Annotated in this window: 16 protein-coding genes and 1 tRNA gene; 3 read left to right on the forward strand and 14 right to left on the reverse strand. The window is 35.8% G+C overall.

Annotated features, from left to right (window positions below; translation table 11 throughout):
- Positions 1–7 precede the first annotated feature (7 nt).
- The 13 genes from MUA40_RS07920 to bshC form a co-directional block, all read right to left on the reverse strand.
- Positions 8–574: a cell division protein SepF gene (locus tag MUA40_RS07920; protein ID WP_016424831.1), complete on the reverse strand. Its 567-nt coding sequence runs from the start codon at positions 572–574 to the stop codon at positions 8–10.
- Between the two features lie 5 nt (positions 575–579).
- Entirely contained in the window at positions 580–1254 is a 675-nt protein-coding gene (locus MUA40_RS07925; RefSeq protein ID WP_016424830.1) for a YggS family pyridoxal phosphate-dependent enzyme, read from the reverse strand.
- The gene (gene pgeF, locus MUA40_RS07930) at positions 1255–2067 is read right to left on the reverse strand and encodes a peptidoglycan editing factor PgeF (protein WP_016424829.1); all 813 of its coding nucleotides are present in this window, start codon (positions 2065–2067) and stop codon (positions 1255–1257) included. It lies immediately after the preceding gene.
- Between the two features lie 140 nt (positions 2068–2207).
- Positions 2208–3377: a cell division protein FtsZ gene (ftsZ, locus tag MUA40_RS07935; RefSeq protein WP_016424828.1), complete on the reverse strand. Its 1170-nt coding sequence runs from the start codon at positions 3375–3377 to the stop codon at positions 2208–2210.
- Positions 3378–3406: 29 nt separating this feature from the next.
- Entirely contained in the window at positions 3407–4807 is a 1401-nt protein-coding gene (gene ftsA / locus MUA40_RS07940; protein ID WP_262569363.1) for a cell division protein FtsA, read from the reverse strand.
- Between the two features lie 338 nt (positions 4808–5145).
- A complete protein-coding gene (locus MUA40_RS07945) occupies positions 5146–6093 on the reverse strand; it encodes a cell division protein FtsQ/DivIB (protein WP_016424826.1) in 948 nt (315 codons plus the stop codon).
- Positions 6094–6108: 15 nt separating this feature from the next.
- Positions 6109–7458, reverse strand: a complete 1350-nt coding sequence (gene murD, locus MUA40_RS07950; protein ID WP_016424825.1) for a UDP-N-acetylmuramoyl-L-alanine--D-glutamate ligase — start codon at positions 7456–7458, stop codon at positions 6109–6111.
- Positions 7459–8424, reverse strand: a complete 966-nt coding sequence (mraY, locus tag MUA40_RS07955) for a phospho-N-acetylmuramoyl-pentapeptide-transferase (protein ID WP_167732741.1) — start codon at positions 8422–8424, stop codon at positions 7459–7461.
- Positions 8425–8610: 186 nt separating this feature from the next.
- Positions 8611–10761, reverse strand: a complete 2151-nt coding sequence (locus tag MUA40_RS07960; RefSeq protein WP_262569364.1) for a penicillin-binding protein — start codon at positions 10759–10761, stop codon at positions 8611–8613.
- Complete coding sequence (ftsL, locus tag MUA40_RS07965) at positions 10742–11146, reverse strand: cell division protein FtsL (protein WP_016424822.1); 405 nt, start codon at positions 11144–11146, stop codon at positions 10742–10744. The genes MUA40_RS07960 and ftsL overlap by 20 nt, the downstream gene beginning before the upstream one ends.
- Before the next feature lie 15 nt (positions 11147–11161).
- Positions 11162–12097: a 16S rRNA (cytosine(1402)-N(4))-methyltransferase RsmH gene (gene rsmH, locus MUA40_RS07970; protein ID WP_167732740.1), complete on the reverse strand. Its 936-nt coding sequence runs from the start codon at positions 12095–12097 to the stop codon at positions 11162–11164.
- Between the two features lie 15 nt (positions 12098–12112).
- The gene (gene mraZ, locus MUA40_RS07975) at positions 12113–12544 is read right to left on the reverse strand and encodes a division/cell wall cluster transcriptional repressor MraZ (RefSeq protein ID WP_016424820.1); all 432 of its coding nucleotides are present in this window, start codon (positions 12542–12544) and stop codon (positions 12113–12115) included.
- 145 nt (positions 12545–12689) lie between these two features.
- Positions 12690–14303 (reverse strand): bacillithiol biosynthesis cysteine-adding enzyme BshC, encoded by a 1614-nt coding sequence (gene bshC / locus MUA40_RS07980; protein WP_262569366.1) that lies wholly within the window; start codon positions 14301–14303, stop codon positions 12690–12692.
- A gap of 133 nt (positions 14304–14436) precedes the next feature.
- Here bshC and MUA40_RS07985 point away from each other — a divergent pair, with 133 nt between their 5' ends.
- On the forward strand, positions 14437–14892 hold the full coding sequence (locus MUA40_RS07985) for an N-acetyltransferase (RefSeq protein ID WP_016424818.1): 456 nt from the start codon (positions 14437–14439) through the stop codon (positions 14890–14892).
- A gap of 255 nt (positions 14893–15147) precedes the next feature.
- Here MUA40_RS07985 and MUA40_RS07990 read toward each other — a convergent pair whose 3' ends face one another.
- On the reverse strand, positions 15148–15834 hold the full coding sequence (locus MUA40_RS07990) for a YjjG family noncanonical pyrimidine nucleotidase (protein WP_262569367.1): 687 nt from the start codon (positions 15832–15834) through the stop codon (positions 15148–15150).
- A 633-nt stretch (positions 15835–16467) separates the two neighbouring features.
- Between MUA40_RS07990 and MUA40_RS07995 the strand changes: the two genes are divergently transcribed.
- Positions 16468–17772, forward strand: coding sequence for a TrkH family potassium uptake protein (locus tag MUA40_RS07995; RefSeq protein ID WP_016424816.1), 1305 nt, complete (start codon positions 16468–16470; stop codon positions 17770–17772).
- 297 nt (positions 17773–18069) lie between these two features.
- Positions 18070–18143: transfer RNA gene (locus MUA40_RS08000), tRNA-Arg, on the forward strand.
- Positions 18144–18336: the final 193 nt, after the last annotated feature.

Consider the following 18336-nt stretch of genomic DNA (forward strand, 5'->3'; position numbering starts at 1 on the left):
TTCTCCCTTATTCATAATGATTTCCCATGGATTCGATATGATCTGTAATACTACCTGCAACTTCGACATTGTCAGGTGTACATAGAAAAATATCTGCACCCACACGTTGTATATCTCCTCCGATAGCATAAACTGTACCACTTAAGAAGTCTATAATACGTTTTGCCGATACTGGGTCAATGCGTTGAAGATTAACAAGTGTTGCACGACGGTTTTTCAACTCGTCTGCAATATCCTGTGTATCTGAAAATACGCGTGGTTCAAATAAACACATTTTTGAATTACCGCTTTGATAATTCTCTTGGGCTTGATTCATACTCACCACATTCCCTTGCTCTTGTTTTTGTGCAACTTGGTATTGCTTATCATTTTGAGAAGACTTCATACGCGTAGTTTGTCGTTTATTAGGCACAGATTGAATTGCACGAGGTCTCTCACTTTGCTGTTTTGCCGGTTGCTGTGCATTTTGTGATTGCTGCTCACGTTCTTGACGACGCTCTTCTTCTTCAATGAATTCATCATCATCTTCTTCTTCAATTGAGAAAAAACCGTTAAACAGATCTTTAATAGCCAATGGATTCACTCCTCTTTTCCTACTAGACGCGTTCCAATTCTCACAAATGTCGCACCTGCTTCCGTAGCAATATGAAAATCATTGCTCATACCCATTGATAACTCGGTACATGGCGCATGTGTTAGATTCATTGCTTGGACTTCATCGCGTTTAATTTTAAGTTTTTCAAAAATTGATTTTAAGTATGCTGTATCGTCAGTATAAGGTGCCATTGTCATTAGTCCGACAACATGAATATAACGATAGTCTTTTAACATTTCAATAAATGGAATGACTTCATCAAGCGAAATACCATGTTTCGACGTTTCGCCAGAGACATTCACTTGGACAAAGCATTTAATTTCATGATGTGCACGTTTGCTAATCTCTTTGGCTAAACTTTGGCGATCTAATGCATGTAAATAGTCTATTTCATCGATGACATCTTTCACTTTACGTGATTGTAACGAACCGATAAAATGCATTTTTACATCATCAGGTAATGCTGCTTTCTTTTCCAAAAAGCCTTCAATACGATTTTCACCAAAGTGCCGAAGACCAGCTTCATATGCTTCTATAGCTCGCTCTATTGTAACATATTTCGTCACTGCAATCACGTTTGGTAATGTTTCATCGTCTCTCTGATGTGCGTGCTCTCGTATCTCTTGTTGAATTTCCTCTAAATTCGATTTTACTGACATTTATTCATACCTTCTTTCATTCGATGATTGGCCAATAAATGCTAACATTCTTCCCGTATTCCCTTTTTCTACGCGATACGAAAAGAAACGCTCTAAGTCTTCGGATGTCGAATAATCGGTGCGATATATATTTTCTTTAGGAACGCCATAATACTCACATAACAATTGATTGGCATATTTCAAATCGATACCGTGTCTGTCTGTATCTCTCGTCTCAACATATGCCTCAATTGGGATAGGCAAATTTTGAAATTTTTTCAATATATCATCGTTAATCTCATAACTATTCGATGTCGCAGGGCCAATCACCACATAAATATCTTTATAATCAAAAGGAAACTGATCTAGTACACGGTGCACGATTGTTGCTACTGTCCCACGCCATCCAGCGTGTGCTAGCGCAATATAATGATGTTTTGGACTGTAAAAATAAATAGGCACACAGTCTGCAAAGCACATGGTTAAAACCGTATCTGTATCATACGTATATAACCCATCCACACCGAATAATACATCATTCGATAATGTTTCTATATTTTTACCTCGATCCTCTTTTGATACTTCAACTACTTTAGCTTCATGCGTTTGAATTGGAAAAACCCAATTTTCTGGGGAATACCCTATTTCTTGACCTAATATTTCTTGATGCTTTGTAATATTTTCATCTTTGTCTTCAACATATCTTGCCATGTTAAAGGCATCAGAAGGATAAGCACTTAAACCACCTTGTCGTGTTGTTATACCAATATGAACACCATGTCCTAAACTAGGCTGATAACTGAGATGATGCGGTTTTTCAACGAATAAATCCATAAAAATCACTCCTTTATGAATAAATGTAAAGCGCTTTAAATTAAGATGCCATTAAAAAAGCTAGGACAATGAAGAAATGACAATTGTCCTAGCAGTTCACTACACATTTAAGTGTATTTCATATATCAACGTATACACAATTAACGACGTGTTCTTCTTGAACGTCTTTCTTCTCTGTTACGAATGAAGCTTGGAATATCATCGTCCGCTGTTGTATGACTACGTCCGCTTTCAACTTCTTTTTCTTGAGAAGTTGCTGGTGCATTGTGGCCACCGAAACTTGATTCTTTTGGCGCAGTTTGTGATGCACTTGCACCAAAACCAGAATGACCTTGTTTACGTGCATGAGATGATGGTTTATCTTCAAAACCAGTCGCAATCACTGTTACTACAATTTCATCTTGAAGCTCAGGGTTAATCACTGTACCGAAGATCATGTTAACATCTTCATCTGCTGCATCTTGAACAATATCAGCAGCTTCTTGTGCTTCAAATAATGATAATGATTCGCCACCAGTGATATTCATTAACACACCTTGCGCACCTACGATTGAAGTCTCAAGTAATGGAGAAGAAATCGCTTTTTTAGCAGCTTCTACTGCTCTGTTTTCACCTGATGACACACCGATACCCATCAATGCTGAACCTTGGTTAGACATAATTGTTTTAACGTCTGCAAAGTCAAGGTTAACTTCACCAGATACAGCGATTAAGTCAGAAATACCTTGAACACCTTGACGTAATACGTTATCTGCTTCTTTGAATGCTTCCATCATTGGTGTAGACTTATCAACGATATCTAATAAACGATCGTTTGGAATAACGATTAATGTATCAACTGCTGCTTTCATTGCTTCAACACCAGCAGCTGCTTGTGTTTGACGCTTACGGCCTTCAAAGCCAAATGGACGCGTTACAACACCGACTGTTAATGCACCCATTTCTTTAGCGATTTTGGCTACAACTGGCGCAGCACCTGTTCCAGTACCACCACCCATACCGGCAGTAACAAACACCATATCTGCACCTTGAATGGCATCTTCAATTTGTTCTCTTGACTCTTCGGCAGCTTTTTTACCGATTTCAGGGTTTGCACCTGCACCTAAGCCACGTGTAAGTTTTTCACCAATTTGGATTTTAGATTCTGCTTTAGATAAGTTTAAAGCTTGTCCATCCGTGTTAATTGCAATAAATTCAACGTTGTTCATACCGTGGTCAATCATTCGATTCACAGCGTTGTTACCGCCACCGCCGACACCGATGACTTTAAGTGTCGCTAAATGATTAAATCCTTGTTCAAATTCTAACATTTAAATTTCCTCCTAATCTTTGTAGCCAATCAATCAAACAGTGAATTCATTATCTTTTTAAACTTGCTCTCTTCTTGTTTTGGTTGCGCTTGTTCATTTCGGTCTACATCGTCTTCAAATACCTCTACCGAAGTATCTTCTTCAACATGTTCTGATTTTGAAGTTTCTTGTGGTTGTTTTTTCGATTTTTTCTTGAAAAATGATTCAAATCCACCTACTTTAGGTTCTTGTCGTTTTGAATCGCTTTCAATAATCTCTTCTTCAATTTCTTCATTATCATGATTACTTATTGTAACATAATCTAATAACTCATCGAAAGCAATACTACTAGAAATTGTCGAAATTGCTGAAGAAAATTCTGGTTTTCTTACTCCCATTTGTGACGGTGTATGAATACGCACTTTTTCGCTGACCATATCTTGTAGTAATTCTTTTACACCTAGTAAATTGGCAGAGCCACCTGTTACGACAAAACCACCATTTACTTTGTTTAACCCTAATTCTGCTAAAATATCAAAAACATCAAAGAATATTTCTTCTACACGTGCTTCAATCGCATCACTCAATTCTTTTTGAGTGAATTGTGCAGGTTCATCAGAATCAAGCTGTTCAACACTGAATACATCTTGATCTGAAGCTGAGTCATAAAATGCATGTCCATATTGTTGCTTAATCTTCTCAGCTGTTTCATATGTAGTGTTTAAAAATTTTGCGATGTCTTCTGTAATGCGACGTCCCGCCTTAAAGACGACATCTGCATCGACTAATTCACCGCGTTCATAAAATGCAATTTGTGTAAGATCTTCACCGATATCGATGACGCATGCACCAAGTTCACGCTCAGTAGGTGTTAAAACCGAACGATAGTTGAGTGAATCTGAATAGACATCTAAAACATCTACGCCACAAGATTCAACACATTTAATCGTATTAATTAAAATGGATCTATTGATCGCGATGACACCAGCATCCACTTGAAGTGAATGACGTGCGACAAGTTCATTTGGATCAGAAACTTCATTGTCATCATCAACAATAAATCGAATTGGGAACGTATTAATGACATCCGTTCCAGGCTCGGCATTTTTCTCACGAATACCGTCGAGTACTTCTTCAATATGTGTCCCATTAATTTCTGTATCTTTGTGAAACTCAATTTTGTTTGTTTCATCAAAAACTTCTGTACTTACAATGGGTAACTTTAAAAAAACTTCTTTAATATCAACGCTTGATGCTATTGATGCTTTCTTAATTGTGTCTTTAATCGCTTGTTTTGCAATATCAAAATCATCAATCAAACCATTTTTAATACCACTCGTATAGGTCTGCCCTGTACCTATCACATTAATTCCGTTATGAAATTTTTCACCAACAATCGCTTTCACGCTTGATGAGCCGATATCTACACTAACATAATAATGCTCTTCCATAGATAGGCACCTCCTGACATTTCTTTACATAATTACACTATTATAAGTGTACAATAACAAACTATCAATGTGAACTATAAACACATTGGATTTTCAACTTTTTCCTAAGACTTTAGTAGTAGGTTTCAAAAAAATAATTCAAATATTGCACTTCATTTTTTTAAGAAAATGAAGTCGCAAGCATACTTTGAATTAAATTCATCCAAATCCTCGTATCAAATCGTACAAATGACTACAAGTTGATTCTCATTTTTGAGTCAATGACGACATCAAATGATTGAATTGAAAAAGGCTGATTCAACAATTCCAATTCAAATCATCGCTCTATTTAATCTTGCTTAGGAATCCTTTTGGTTGTCTTTTGTTTCCTTATTATCATTGTTATCTTTGTTGTCTTTGTCGTCTTTATCATCTTTAATTTTATTCAACGCTTTTTGTAAATCGTCTTTTGCTTCGTCTTCAATTGCTGTGCCACTTTGAACTTCTTTCGCACTCGCCGAACTGCCTTTTTCATTTTTAACATTTTCATAAGGAATAAATGTAGCACCAACCGATAAATCTATAAATCCAGATTTTTTCAAATGACCCGATTCATCTTTTTCTAACGCTTGGGACATACTTGGATAATATTTGAGTTTATCGGCTATGGTTTTAATCTTACCAACCACTTCAATGCCATCTCTCATATAAAGTTTAATCAAATCTGGCTGATTTTTTTGCGGTGTACTTACAATTTCTGAAATTTGTCCCCGTGTTGTGCGATCCATTTTGTGAAGCGCTGTAATGATATCTGTTTTGTCATCGCCTTTGAATCCTTCCAAGTATGGGGCTTCGTTCGGTATTTCTCCTTTAAAATCTTTTAACACTTTGCCACTTTCAATAATAGGCACCGTTTTAGATTTCTCAGAAGTTACACCAATAATTTCATGTTCTTTAACATCAACTGTTAAATGATTAAACAAACCTTTATGAATAGAAACGCTATCGACTAAATCTTCTTTTTCAATTCTTTGTTCTGCGTCACTCGCAGCATAAGCATAAATTCTTGGGTGATTATCAATTTTTAGTGCTTTTATGATTTCTTGATCAGAAATATAATGATTTCCATGTATTTCAGCATCTTTAATTTTACTTATCGGTGTAAACATATATAAGAGAATCAGTATGACTACAATGAGTAAAACAATAACGATGTACCGTTGCCTACGTCGTCGTTTTACCAATTGTTTCTTACGCTTTTCTTTTAAATATTCATTATCGATTCTTGGTACCTTATTTTCCGTCATACAACGTCACATCCTTTAATGTGATGGCAAATGTTCACGAAACGCCTTAATAAAGTTCTCACCGCGCTGTTCGAAAGTATCATATTGATCCCAACTTGCACATGCTGGTGATAATAATACAACATCGTTTGGCTCAATAATATCTTGCACTTTAGCAACTGCATCTGTGACATCTACTGCTCGGATTACGTATTTACCTTGACTCTCTCCTAGTTTAACAAACTTTTCTTGCGTTTCACCAAAGGTTACCATAACTCTAACATTCGTCATATAAGGAATTAAATCATCAAAGTCATTGCCTCGGTCTAAACCACCACACAACCAAATAATAGGTTGCTTAAATGAATTTAACGCAAATTGAGTCGCTAACGTATTTGTTGCTTTAGAGTCATTGTAATATTTATTCGTTTTATTATTACCAATATACTGCAAGCGGTGTTCGATGCCTGAAAATGTAGTTAATGACTGAATAATCGCACTTACTGAAACACCTGCTAATATCGCAGCCATAACAGCCGCTAAAATATTTTCAAGGTTGTGTTCACCTGGCAATACGATGTCATCCAAATGAATAATACGAACGCCATAATAGACAATATATTGATCTTTTACATAAATGCCTTCGACTTCATGTTGTGTAGAAAAATATAAAATTTTTGCTTTAACTTGTGAGACATCGATTAAATGGCGTTGATGATAATTGAAAATCAAATAGTCACTTTCAGTTTGGTTCTGAAAAATACGCTTTTTAGCATTTTGATAATTTTCAAGATTTTCATGAAAATCGAGATGTGCTGAGTAAATATTTGTAATAATCGCAATATGCGGGCGGTAATGCTCAATACCTAACAATTGAAATGAGGACAGCTCTGTAACGAGATATTCATCTGCACGTACTTCTTGAGCGACTTTTGAGGCAACATAGCCAATATTTCCTGCTAGTCTGCCATTTTCTCTACTTTTACTAAACATGTCACCAATCAACGAAGTGACCGTTGTTTTTCCGTTTGTTCCCGTAATCCCAATAATCGGCGCTTCAGAAATTAAATAACTTAATTCAACTTCTGTTAAGACCTTCAATCCTTGTTTTTGTGCTTCTTGTATAATTGGGACTGTGTACGGTATTCCCGGGTTTTTAAAAATAATTGGGGCTTCATCTAATAAGGCCAGTGGATGCGAACCACTCACGACATTAATCCCCATATTTTCTAAATCTCTAGCATGCGCATCTTGCGAAACGTCATTTCCGTCATTAACCGTGACCTCTGCACCAAGACGATGTAATAACTTAGCAGCTTCGTAGCCACTTTTTGCTAACCCAATAACAAGTACTTTTTTACCCTTTAGCCCTGTATAGTTAATCAATTAACTCACTCCAATCCACAAGCCAATTAAGCCTGTAATTAAACCTACTGACCAAAATACAGTAACGACTTTCCATTCGCTCCAACCAACTAGTTCAAAGTGATGATGAAGTGGACTCATTTTAAATATACGTTTACCTGTTAATTTAAAAGATGTCACTTGTATCATTACTGATAAAGTTTCAATGACAAAAACAAATCCGACTAATAAAAGTGATAATTCTTGATTCAACATAATTGAAATCGTCGCGAAAATACCACCTAATGCCAAGCTTCCTGTATCTCCCATAAACACTTTTGCAGGGTTAATATTATAAGGTAAAAAGCCTGCAAGCGCGGCTACCATAATCATACAAAATACACCAATTGAAGGTTGCTCTAATACGAAACTCATAATTGCGTAAATTGTAAATCCAATAATAGAAAGACCTGTCGCTAATCCATCTAAGCCGTCAGTTAGATTTACTGCATTAGAAAAACCAACTTGCCAAAAAATGATAAATATAATATAGGCATACGATAAAGGAATACTGATATCAGTGAAAGGTAAATTCAGATTAGTTGAGAAGTCAAATGCATTAAACACTTTTGCCACGACAAAAAATATAACTGCGATAGCAATTTGCGCTAAAAACTTCTGTTTACTTGTTAAACCTTGATTGTTTTTCTTCACTACAATGATATAGTCGTCAATAAAGCCAATTAAGCCAAAACCAATTGTGACAAAGAGCAGTAACAGCAACGGACTTGCTGGTTCTACAAATACACTAGCAATAATCGTTGTAACAATTGCACCAATTAAAAATGTTAATCCACCCATCGTTGGTGTACCTGTTTTCTTCATGTGACTTTGAGGACCTTCTTCACGAATACTTTGTCCAAATTTCATCCTCTTTAAAGTTGGTATGAGTATTGGAACTAAAACTGCAGTAATGATAAATGCGATGATTGCGCTGAAAATTCCCATATTATTCTCCTCTATCTTTCATTCATTTTTTACATTCATTTGTTTAAAAGATGTTGTTCTTCCTTCATTTAACTAATCGATACAAACTTATTTTATAAGGCGGACATGAAGGAGAGGATATCAAGCCTTTGTCCTCTCCTCACCCCAATGCACGCCTTGTTCAAGAATGATAGTCCTTCCATTCAGCTATTCTGTATTTTCAGACTCAAGCGTAACTTCAATTTTGCTTTTCTTATCAATTGCAGATTGCGGAGACTGAGATTGTGTTTTTACAAATCCGCTACCTTTAACTTTGACTTCAATACCTGTTAATGACTCAAATGCAACAATATCATCACGTGTCCAACCTGTCATATCTGGCATTGTCATATCGCCATCTGTCATCAGTAATACATGACTGTTAGGTAATAGTTTTGTGCTTGATGAAGGACTTTGGTTAACCACCTTCTCTCCATTACCGATAACGACTGGATTCAATTTTTTACCTTTAATTTCGTCTTCGGCACGTTGCACGGTACTATTTTTAACTTTTGGCACACTATTAATTGTTGATTTATCATTCACTTCGTTGTTATCAACATTTAAATATTGTAACGTGTGTTTCATGATTGGATTAAAAGCCTTGCTGACACCCATTTCGTACGCTTCTTGGTCATTTTTTTGAGCGAGACTCATACCGGCATAAACAACGACGCGTGGATTGTTGCTTGGTGCGTGTCCCATAAAGCTTACAAAGTATGGGTTAGGCCCTTTGACATAACCGCCATTATCCGGATCGGCAACTTGGGCAGTCCCTGTTTTACCGCCGATACGATAACCATCGATACGATAGTTTTTAGCGTGACTATCTTCGCTGTTCACAACTTCATCCAATTGTTTATCCACTTTTTTCGCAGTTTCAGGCGTAATCGGTTTACCCGCTACCTCACGTTTACCTTCAAAAAATGTTTGATTAGAAACTGGGTTCATAATGGACTGAATAAAATAAGGGCGCAACATTTCACCTTTGTTAAAAAATGCGGATTGGGCTTGCAACATTTGCGCAGGTGTCACTGTTGTTGATTGACCGAACGCAGATGTTTTTTGCATCAATTTATTTTCCCAAGCAATATTCCCTTTTTGTTCACCATCAAATAAACTACCTGTGGATTTTCCAAAACCAAATTTTTCGTACCAAGACTGCATTTTATCAGCACCAACAAGATCTTGAAGTGTCATCATGAGTGTGTTAGATGAGTATGTAAAACCTAAACTCATATTAATTTTGCCCCACCCTTTTTTGTTCCAGTCATAAATACGAGAGCCTTCAATATCTCTGTATCCTGATTCATACTTATCATTTGGTTTAAACTTTCCTTCTTGAATTGCTGCTGCTAAACCAAAACTTTTAAATGTAGAACCCGGTTCATACGTATTTTGATATAAATCATTTGCCCATTTCTTTCCAAAATCTTCACCTGTATCTGGATTAAAGGTAGGTCTTTGACTATAAGCTAAAATTCCTCCTGTTTTAGCATCCATAACGACAGCAAACACATCTTTCGGGGCATAATGTTTGACCATATCATCAAGTGCTTCTTCGACAAACACTTGAATATTTGAATCAATTGTCAAATGCACATCATCACCACGTTTAGGTGCAACTTCATTTTTTGAGTTTGGAATAATATAACCCCAAATATCTTTTGTAAAAGAAGAGTGGCCTTTTTTACCTGATAAATAGCTATCAAAAATTTTCTCTACACCAAGTGCACCTTTTAACTCACCTGTATCTGGGTCCTTCTGGGCCATCCCTACTAAATGTGAGGCAAAGTTACCATTCGGATAAAATCGTTGAACTTCAGGATATAACGTAATGCCCGGCAAATTGGCTTTCTCAATGATTTCTTTATCATGATACGTTAAGTTTTGCCCTGCGCGTCCAAATTCAACTTGGAATGCTTTTTTAGTATTAAGTCGTTTTTCAATTTCTTTTTCAGGCATATCAATGACTTTAGCGAGAACTTTTGCTGTTTTCTTCTTATCAACTACATGTCTTGGCTTTTTAGAGTCTTTACTCGCTCTTTTATCCAAAACAGCCGCTAATCTAAATCTATCGACATCTTCTGCAAGCACTTTGTTATTTCGGTCATAAATCTTGCCTCGTTCGGCATCCTGATCTAAATGGGCTAAATATTTTTCATTGGCGCGTACAATTAAATCTTCACCAGACGAATGGCCGGTTAACATAATAAAACTATATCTTAAAATCAATAGAAAAAAGAGCAGCCCGAAAAAACTCATCAGGAGGACTGCTCCTAGCTTATTTTTTTTAATCTTAATTTTTCGTTTCGCCATCTTTACGCACTACCTTTATATTGTCGTTCTTTAAACTCATACCTTGTTTTTCGGCTTTTTCATAGATGCGTTGATACGAAGCATTTTTCATAGTTTCTGACTTTAATGCGCTATTTTGACTGGATTGTTTCTCAATTTTTTGATCTAAATCTGCAATTTTGCCTCTTGTATCGTAAGCATCCATTTTTAAAGATAGCATATAGATACTAATAGCGGCAATGATTGTAATAAGTGCTATGTATAACATTTTTTCAAAGCGTGTTAATTTAACGGTAACTTTCTTTGTAACTGTTTGTTTATGTGTCACTTGCTTTTTTTGCGGTCTTAATTTGGGTTGTTCTTCAACTTGTGGTTGATAAGCATCATAAATTCTTTCTACAGCCATATCTCTCTCGCCTCTCTATTTTAAAATTTCTGCCACTCGAAGTTTGGCACTTCTCGCTCGATTGTTATCCTCTAAATCTACGTCACTTGCTACTATAGGTTTTCTATTGACTCGTTTGAGCTTAGGCGTATAGGCGTCTGGGATTACCGGAAGCCCACGCGGTACTTCTGGCCCTTTTTCATATTCTTGAAATATTTGTTTACATAATCGATCTTCTAATGAATGGAATGTAATGACTGAAATGCGACCGTTCACTTTAACATGCTCAATTGCTTGTTCTAACGAGTCTTCAAATGCTGACAGTTCATCATTTACTGCAATACGAATCGCTTGAAAAACACGTTTCGCTGGGTGCCCCCCTTTTCGCCTTGCTTTTGCAGGAATACCTTCTTTAATGCAATCAACAAGGTCAAAAGTTGTTTCAATCGGCCTTTGTTCACGTTTGCTTTCAATTTTTCTTGCGATTTGCTTTGAAAATTTTTCTTCCCCATAACGAAAAAAGATCTTCACTAACGCTTCGTAAGACCATGTGTTGACAACTTCGTAGGCGGAAAGAGATTGCGATTGATCCATTCTCATATCAAGTTTTGCATTATGTTGGTAGCTAAACCCACGTTCGGGTATATCGAGTTGAGGACTTGAAACGCCAAGATCATAAAGAATCCCATCTACTTTTTCAATATTCAAATCCGCTAAAATTTGTGCTAAATTTCTAAAATTATTATGTACAAAAGTTACTTTGTGAATGTCTTGCTGTAATTTTTCTTTTGCATGTTGAATTGCCGTGATATCTTGATCAATCGCAATTAAACGACCTTCATCTGATAACTGGCTCAAGAGATATTGCGAGTGCCCTGCGCCACCTAACGTGCAATCAACATAGATGCCATTTTCTTTAATATTTAGTTGATCTACTGTTTCTTTTAATAACACGCTGATGTGGTGAAACACTGCAAACCCTCCAATTTAAAAATCAAAATCGATTAAGTCTTCTGCAATTTCTTCAAAACTTTCTTCAGATTCATCATAGAAAGCATTCCAAGTATCTCGGTCCCATATTTCAATACGATTTGAAACACCGATGACCGTACACTCTTTATCAAGATTTGCATACTCTCTTAATTTTGCTGGGATATTAATTCTCCCTTGTTTATCAATTTCCACTTCAATCGCACCAGAGAAGAACATACGCATAAATTTACGTGCGTCTCGTTTAGTCATAGGTAAGGCTTTCATTTTTTCTTCAATGGTTTGCCATTCTTCAAGTGTGTAACCGAATAAACACTTATCAAGGCCTCTAGTGATAATAAAACGTTCATTTAAGTCATAACGAAATTTAGATGGAACAATCATACGGCCTTTAGTGTCCAATTTATTTTCATATTCGCCCATGAACATTTTATCTCACCTCACCTTAAATATAATTTACCACATCTCCCCACTATCCTCCACTAATTCTGTAAAAATCTCCAAAATTTATCAAATTCGACATAAAAAAACAGTGGTTCGACTCAATCGAACCACTGTCAAAAGCTTGATACTATCATGTTTTTATAACGATTTGCTCAAATGTGTAGTGAAGTGGAGGGAAGGTGGAGGATGTGAACATATCTATCCCAAATTGATTCAATAATTGGAGGGGATTCCAAACACGTTCTTGTAACCCCCCCATTGGATGGAGTGTTTGAGACAAAATTTGAAAATGACGCATGCTAATCTCATTTTCTCGCTCAATATTTTTTAAATAACGTGTTTTCAAATAGTCATATTGATGTGTATGAATTTGATGGTTTTTCTTTAACAACTTATGATTGTCTTCTGATTCCCCAACTATGGCGTCTAATTTCTCATAGAATTCGATTTGCTGTTCACGCATACGTGCAATTTCGTTTAAAACTTCATCTGAAGCTTGTGCGCGTATAAAGCGTGCTTTCGCTGATGCTGTACCTTCTGTAATGACCTCGCCTAAATCCAATCTATATGTTTCCAATAATTTTTCAACTTTTGGTGAAAGATAAGTCATGCGCATTCGAGGTAATACAATCGGCATTTCAATGTCCATTTCACGAAAAACTTTTTGCAGTTCAGCCCAATATTTAATTTCACTCGGGCCACCAATAAACGCAACCGTGTTGAAAAGCCATTCTTCCGTCAAAGGACGTGTCACAACATTATTTGAAAACAAGCTTGGATTTTTATCAATTTCAGCTAATAATGTCGCTTCATCAAATGTCACATCAGACTTACTCAAACGAAACGCCCCATTTTCATACTTTATCATTTGACGTTGATCCTCATAATGGATAAACATATGAACATTCGTATCTGTTTGAATCATCGGTGATAAACCATTGGCCACAGTTTCTTTTTGTTGTGATCTAAAAGCATCATCCAATTTTTGATGATTTTTAATAATTGACTGGAGAAGTGGTTTTTCTAACTCTCTTAACGGCTCAAATTGTGCATCGATTAAAAGCAAGCCTGTAGACTTAAAACACGCATGAATCATCTTTTTAAATAACGTCGTCCAGTTTGTCGCTTCATCAATCCACTGCAAGAGATTTTGATAAAGTGATTTGGAATGCTTTGTTTCAGGCAAAACTTCAAAATAAACACGTAATGCGTCTTTCAAAGCATCTTTGTCAGGTACATATCTAGATACATTCGATTCTGGTGGTGCCATTGTATGATATTTCACTTTCTGTAAGTGACCTGTACGTTCCTGCATGACATAAGTATGATTCACTTCATCAAAATCGTGATCTTCACCGGCAATCCAAAACACTGGAACAACAGCTTCTCCATACATATTTTCGAGTTCATTTGCTTTTACTACAATAGAAATGATTTTATGGAAAGTATATAATGGGCCAGTAAATAATCCCGCCTGTTGACCACCAATCACCACTTTCGCACCCGCTTCTAGTGCTTTTAATGTACGTGCTTGAGCATCGGATAAAACCAAATCAGACATATAGTTGCGAATTACTTTAGCAATTGCCTTTTCCCTTCCATTATTAGGGGCTTGCATTCGCCGCTCAAAACTCTCCCCTTCAGTTGGATCATAATCATAAAATTTCAGCACATCGTTATCTTGCTTCATGATGCGCTGTATAAATTGATCCCTCTCATTAACTGAAATACTTAAACAATCCATGCTCATTTCTCCTTAAACAGTATTCCATAACAGTATAAAGGTTCAATCAATATCTGACAATCTTACGGCTTGCTTCAAAAATTAAAATAAATAAGTTATAATTAAATTAATATAAACAAAGGGGGGTTATCACATGACTAAAGTTGAACACCTCGATATTAACTATAAAACTGAGGAACTTTTTGAGGACTTTCGTCAGAATTTTGGTAACAAAGATTTGTATATGGTGAATGAACTACATGGGGAAATGATTGATGCAAGTTCAAAATCACCATTTTACGGCATTTATGTTGGTGAGAAAATAGGCGCAAGGATGGCTTTATATCGTAAAGGTGAAGTTGAAGAAACGTATTTCCCTGATTATGAAGATTATCTTGTCGTTTGGAAGCTTGAAGTTTTAAAAAAATATCAAGATAAAGGTTATGGTTCTGCATTAATTGATTATGCAAAATCATTTCAATTACCTATTAAAGCAATTGCGAGATTTGAATCAAAAGACTTCTTTGTCAAAAATGGTTTTAAAGATTTAAATGCTAAAAATGATGATGGCCATGATATTTTAGTTTGGGAACCTCAAACTAAATCATAATTCATGTAGCGACAAAAATATAAATCAAATCATAAAAAACGACGTGCTATTATCTTCACACGTCGCATATTGGAGTAGGACGACGAAATGACATTGATTTCCGCCCTACTCTTTTTTTATTTAACATCAAATCTAAATGTACTGGTGATCTTCACCCGGAGTTTCGAATCGAATCCTCTTTACCTATGTATAGACTCAAAATCATAAAGGACAGTATCTGATAAGACAGTCCGTCCACTCTTTATGATTTATCCGCTATTTCAGAATTCGGGTTAAATCACAGATGTGTTCGATTGTATATGTCGGTTCAATTGCTGTATTGTTGTCTAACTGGCGATGATTGTACCAACATGTATCAATCCCTGCGTTGATACCGCCTTGAATATCTGAAGTTAAAGAATCACCGATAATTAAAAAATCACTTTTTTGATAATCCTTATAAACGTTGAAAACCGAGTCAAAAAATTCAACACGCGGCTTTTGTGCACCAATTTCATCCGATATAAAAATATTTGCTATAAAGGATTTTAAATCCGTTTTCGCAATACGACGTTTTTGAGTATCCGTCACACCGTTTGTGACAATTGCGATTTCGTATCTATGTTTTAATTGATCTAACAGGTGCTCTATACCATCTAACCATTTGATAGGTGCTAAAGCGAGGCCATCACGAAAAGTAACGTCCGCTTCGTGGCCATCCATCTCCATTTGGTATGTTGAAAAAGTTTCTACAAAACGATGACTTAACACTTCTTGTCTCGTTAACTCGCCGCGTTGAAAAGCTTCCCAATGGGCTTGGTCGATTTTTTTAAAGCCTTCATAATCTTGCATCGCTTTGGGTACTCTATAGGTTGACATTAAATGCGCATAAGCTTTGACTTCGGCATCATGAAAATCCACCAATGTATCATCAAAGTCGAATAAAATCACTTTATAGCTCATTTTTTCCACTCCATTTATTCTTAATATGCACACAAGTTTACCAAAAATAGCAATCTATTGAAACACAAATATAATGTACAATCGAAGCAGCCGTTGTCAATGATGCACTTATGAATAATTACAATACATTACCGAAATGCTTATTTGTATTATATTGATGGTTCTACTGAGAGGCTGAATTAAGTTGAAGAGTGAAACAAAAGTGATTGACCCCATCGAATGCTTCATTAACCACTTTTTGCGTATCTGTATGAAATAGCGCCCTAACTGTCAACATTTCGACACATTTAATGACGTTTAAGTCTAAAAAACAATAAAGTAGGAAATAATGCACTTTTTCTAAGATTCAGACATTATAATAAATGTACAAATACATCAAAGGAGGTCATTCCTATGACTTGGGCAAATGTTATTTTAGGTATTATCAATTTAATCAAAGGTTTAGTTGACACGTTTGGAAAAAAATAATTTTTCTATTATCTCAATATTAACTTTTTATGATAAAGTAGGAGGATAGACGCACTTTTCTCGAGTGCATTAGCTTCCTACTTTATTTTGTTGTTCAAAAAAGTAGAAATTTGTTTTTTCAAGATAACGTGTTATTATAACCAAAAAAGAACTGAGGCTTTATTGATGTATAGTAAAAAACAACCAATTCAAATATATCTCACATTATTTTTAACTACCACACTCATAGGAAGCATCCTTCTCTATTTACCGTGGACGGGTAAAAAGCCCATTTCTTTTATTGACGCATTGTACGTAGCAACGAGTGCTTTTACAGTTACGGGTTTATCAACAGTCGATATTACATCCCAGTTTAACGTTTTGGGAGAAACAATCATCATGCTCCTTATTCAAATTGGTGGTATGGGGATTGTCGCAGTTTCAATATTGGCATTAATTATATCTCAAAAACGCATTAGTTATCGAAATAATCAGCTTTTCAAATTGGAGTTAAATATTGATGAATCATTAAATGTCACAGATTTTTCTAAATTTATTTTCATATTCACAATCAGTTTCGAAACAATAGGTGCACTCGTACTTTCAACTGTATTTGTGCCTGAATATGGTTGGTCTTATGGCCTTTTTATTAGCGTTTTTACCTCTGTCTCTGCGCTGAATAATGCAGGATTTTCACTTTTTAGTGATAACTTAATTGCTTACGCTCATGATCCCGTCGTTAATTTGATGGTAGCGATGTTAATTATTTTAGGCGGTATCGGCTATATCGTTTTATTCGATATTGTTACAACGCATCAACTTAAAAGATTGCAGCTTCATACAAAAGTCACTCTTTTTGTCACATTTATATTAATTGTTGTTGGTACATTAGGTTACTTTGTCTTAGAATACGCACACGCTTTTAAAGGGATGTCGTTTTCACAACAACTTCTAGCATCGTTCTTTCAATCTGTAAGTACGAGAACAGCAGGCTTTAATACCATTGATTTTTCACATCTCGCGCCAGGTACATTAATGTTGACGATGATTTTGATGTTTATTGGTGCTGGACCTATCAGTGCAGCCGGTGGGATAAAAGTCACGACATTCGCACTTGTGATTTTATATGTCATCACATCGTTGAACGGTCACCGCCACACACATTTATTCCGCCGTTCTATTGATCAAAAACAAATTCAAAAAGCGGTTGCGATTACGTTAACAGCTATGATGTTCGTGATTATGATTATCTTTTGCTTTTCAGTCGCACAACCTAACTTACAATTTGAAGCGATTGCCTTTGAAGTCATCTCTGCATTCGGTACAGTCGGTTTGTCTACAGGTATTTCGACGGAATATGGCACAGTCGCTAAGTTGCTTATTATAATGACAATGATTGTAGGTAAAGTAGGTGTGCTTACACTATTAGGACTCTTGCAACATAGAACAAGAGAAACATTCCATTACGCAAAAAGTCACTTATACTTGTGATACTTCTTTCTAATTTGGCAGTTACTGACAAAGATTACGCTAGATTTTAAAACTAACGTATATTTCCGTCAGCAACTGTCTTTTTATTTTAAAGTTGGTTTACAAATTAAAATTAATATGAAAACTCAAATTTTATTGTTTAAAATCGCCTCGTGTTGTTCTTGTTTAGGATTCTAATATATACCGACAAATTTATATTGTAATATTTTGTATATCGTGTTAATTGTATATAAAAGATTTGAAGACAATATTGATTTATCACAAATTGTTCGTTATAATTAATCTTGTGTTAAAAATGTCCTGGTAGCTCAGCTGGATAGAGCAATGGCCTTCTAAGCCATCGGTCGGGGGTTCGAATCCCTCCCAGGACGCTAATTAAACCCTCTAACTATTGTTGTTAGAGGGTTTTTGTTTTGCGCGTGTCAAAATTGTATTATTGCTTAATTACCCCGTCTGTCGCCGGTATAGTTTTTATTATTATCCGATCACAAAAAATCATCCGGTAATATTTATTGTTTAATTGTTAACCCCACCTTATCTATACCAACGTTCGCGCTAATTACT

Source organism: Staphylococcus schleiferi (genome assembly GCF_025558325.1).
In the GTDB taxonomy this organism is placed as follows: Bacteria; Bacillota; Bacilli; order Staphylococcales; family Staphylococcaceae; genus Staphylococcus; species Staphylococcus schleiferi.

Excerpts from the sequence above, each read along its gene's own strand:
- MUA40_RS07925 (WP_016424830.1), bottom strand. The coding sequence starts at position 1,254 with ATGTCAGTAAAATCGAATTTAGAGGAAATTCAACAAGAGATACGAGAG.
- pgeF (WP_016424829.1), bottom strand. The coding sequence starts at position 2,067 with ATGGATTTATTCGTTGAAAAACCGCATCATCTCAGTTATCAGCCTAGT.
- ftsZ (WP_016424828.1), bottom strand. The coding sequence starts at position 3,377 with ATGTTAGAATTTGAACAAGGATTTAATCATTTAGCGACACTTAAAGTC.
- ftsA (WP_262569363.1), bottom strand. The coding sequence starts at position 4,807 with ATGGAAGAGCATTATTATGTTAGTGTAGATATCGGCTCATCAAGCGTG.
- MUA40_RS07945 (WP_016424826.1), bottom strand. The coding sequence starts at position 6,093 with ATGACGGAAAATAAGGTACCAAGAATCGATAATGAATATTTAAAAGAA.
- mraY (WP_167732741.1), bottom strand. The coding sequence starts at position 8,424 with ATGGGAATTTTCAGCGCAATCATCGCATTTATCATTACTGCAGTTTTA.
- MUA40_RS07960 (WP_262569364.1), bottom strand. The coding sequence starts at position 10,761 with ATGGCGAAACGAAAAATTAAGATTAAAAAAAATAAGCTAGGAGCAGTC.
- ftsL (WP_016424822.1), bottom strand. The coding sequence starts at position 11,146 with ATGGCTGTAGAAAGAATTTATGATGCTTATCAACCACAAGTTGAAGAA.
- mraZ (WP_016424820.1), bottom strand. The coding sequence starts at position 12,544 with ATGTTCATGGGCGAATATGAAAATAAATTGGACACTAAAGGCCGTATG.
- bshC (WP_262569366.1), bottom strand. The coding sequence starts at position 14,303 with ATGGATTGTTTAAGTATTTCAGTTAATGAGAGGGATCAATTTATACAG.
- MUA40_RS07985 (WP_016424818.1), top strand. The coding sequence starts at position 14,437 with ATGACTAAAGTTGAACACCTCGATATTAACTATAAAACTGAGGAACTT.
- MUA40_RS07990 (WP_262569367.1), bottom strand. The coding sequence starts at position 15,834 with ATGAGCTATAAAGTGATTTTATTCGACTTTGATGATACATTGGTGGAT.
- MUA40_RS07995 (WP_016424816.1), top strand. The coding sequence starts at position 16,468 with ATGTATAGTAAAAAACAACCAATTCAAATATATCTCACATTATTTTTA.